The following is a 2372-nucleotide window of genomic DNA, read 5'->3' on the forward strand; positions in this document are numbered from 1 at the left end:
AGATTGCCACGCAGCCTATGGCTGCTCGCAATGACGCCGAAAACTATAAAAAATCCTCCAATGTCCAACAACAATCATAAAAATTCATTCTATTTACTTCTGCCTTATTTATGGTCGAAGAATTTTGATATACGTCTGCGTATTGTTACGTCTCTTATGTGTCTAGTCATAGCCAAAGTAATAAATATTTTCATTCCGATTGTTTATAAATATATAATAGATGGGCTAAATAAAAATTTGGCTCTTTCGGTTATTATAGGGATTATTGTTGCATATGGCGGAACTAAAATATTGCTACAAATATTTAGTGAGCTGCGAAATATTATTTTCTCAAAAGTAGGACATCAGGCAACACGCTTAGTTGCTCTGAACGTCTTTAAGCACATGCATAATTTAAGTATGCGTTTTCATATTACTAGAAAAACAGGAGGTTTAAGTAGGTCAATAGAGCGTGGTACTACAGGTATTGAAGCAATATTACGTTATTCATTATTTAATATTTTTCCGACAAGCCTAGAGATAATCCTTGTAAGTGGAATGTTATGGTATGTTTACGGTATTTGGTTTGCCGTAACTATTTTAATAACGATGATAGTTTATGTGGTTTATACGTTCAAGATCAGCACTTGGCGAATTTCGTTCGTAAGAGAAGTAAATAAAAGTGATAACACCGCTAATAATATTGCAATAGATAGTTTACTAAATTTTGAGACTGTTAAATATTTCGGTAATGAAGAATATGAGGCAGTAAGGTTTAATGAGGCCTTACAAAATTATGAAGAATCTTCTACTAAAATCACTAACAGCCTATCGATTTTAAATATCGGGCAAGATGTTATAATATCCTTAGGTCTTGTTTCTTTAATGATACTTTCGGCACATGCTATTAACCAAAATAAAATGACCGTCGGTGATTTAATAATGGTTAATACTTACTTGTTTCAGCTATCAATTCCGCTTTCAATACTTGGTTTTGCTTATAGAGAAATTAAAAACGCTCTAGTTAGTATGGAAGATATGTTTAAGCTGCTTGATATACCGGCAGAAGTACAGGATACGCTAGATGCTAAGGAGCTAATCATCTCAAAAGGTGCGGTTAGTTTCGATAATGTTAGCTTTGCTTATAATCAGGAACGTCCGATTTTGCATAATATAAGTTTTACGATTAAGAGCGGTAAAACTTTAGCAGTAGTGGGTAGTAGTGGAGCGGGGAAATCAACAATATCACGCTTGTTGTTTAGATTTTACGATATCAATAGCGGTAGCATTACTATAGATAATCAAGATATACAAGAAGTCACGCAGGTCTCACTTCGTAGGTCTATCGGGATTGTTCCGCAAGATACGGTGTTGTTTAATGATACGATATATTACAACATCGCATACGGCAATAATGCAGCTAGTTACGATGAAGTTATAGCAGCCTCAAAAAATGCTCATATTCATGAGTTTATTAGCGCGCTACCCGAAGGTTACGAGACACAGGTAGGAGAGAGAGGCTTGAAGCTTTCGGGCGGTGAAAAACAGCGTATTGCAATAGCAAGAACTATCCTAAAAAATCCTGCAATATATGTTTTTGATGAAGCCACTAGCTCGCTTGATACTAAAACCGAAAAGCTAATTCAAGCAAGCCTTAAAGAAATATCACAGTATCATACTACTCTTATCATTGCCCATAGACTATCAACTATTATCGATGCAGACGAGATTATTGTTTTAGATAATGGCTATATAGTAGAACGAGGCAACCATAAAACCTTGCTACAGCACAAAGGCTACTATGCGGAACTTTGGTATAAACAGCAGGAGGAGAAAAGTAAATAAAGTACTAATTTATTAATATCCTCTTTACTTAATTTATAATTTTGTGTATTATGGTTTTTTAACAAAAAATAAGGTAGAAATTATGACAAAAAATACAACACTATATAATAGTGCTAGCATAGAGAATCTAGGAGCAAGGGATAGTTCGATATCAGGTAAGTGATACACTCAAATTTGGAAATTTTTCTAATATAAATTATAATAGCTTAGGTAATGGAGCAATAGTTTCTTCGGCGAATGGACATCATGCTACTATAAATACAAGGCTTACTAAAGATATTATATCTAAACCGTGTTGTCCTAAAAATGATTTTAATTATTATTATGATAATAATGATAACGGAGGGGAAGGCTTCGAGATATTAATAGGTAATTCTGAGTCTATAGAGGTTTGTTAATATAGTTAATTTCTTATGTAGTAACACCAAATTAATATATTTACTTTTTATCAATTAATAGTATTATTTTTTACAATTAAACTAAAATAGGAAATGTATTATGATTTATCAAGACGATACTATTTCTGGTCGTGCCTCCGTATTGCAGTT

1 protein-coding gene is annotated in these 2372 nt (G+C 33.2%); it reads left to right on the forward strand.

Translation table 11 applies throughout. From position 1 onward, the window contains the following. Positions 1-60 precede the first annotated feature (60 nt). Entirely contained in the window at positions 61-1824 is a 1764-nt protein-coding gene (locus KYQ89_RS01855; RefSeq protein ID WP_218460164.1) for an ABCB family ABC transporter ATP-binding protein/permease, read from the forward strand. Positions 1825-2372: the final 548 nt, after the last annotated feature.

The organism is Rickettsia sp. TH2014, from assembly GCF_019249195.1.
GTDB lineage: Bacteria > Pseudomonadota > Alphaproteobacteria > Rickettsiales > Rickettsiaceae > Rickettsia > Rickettsia felis.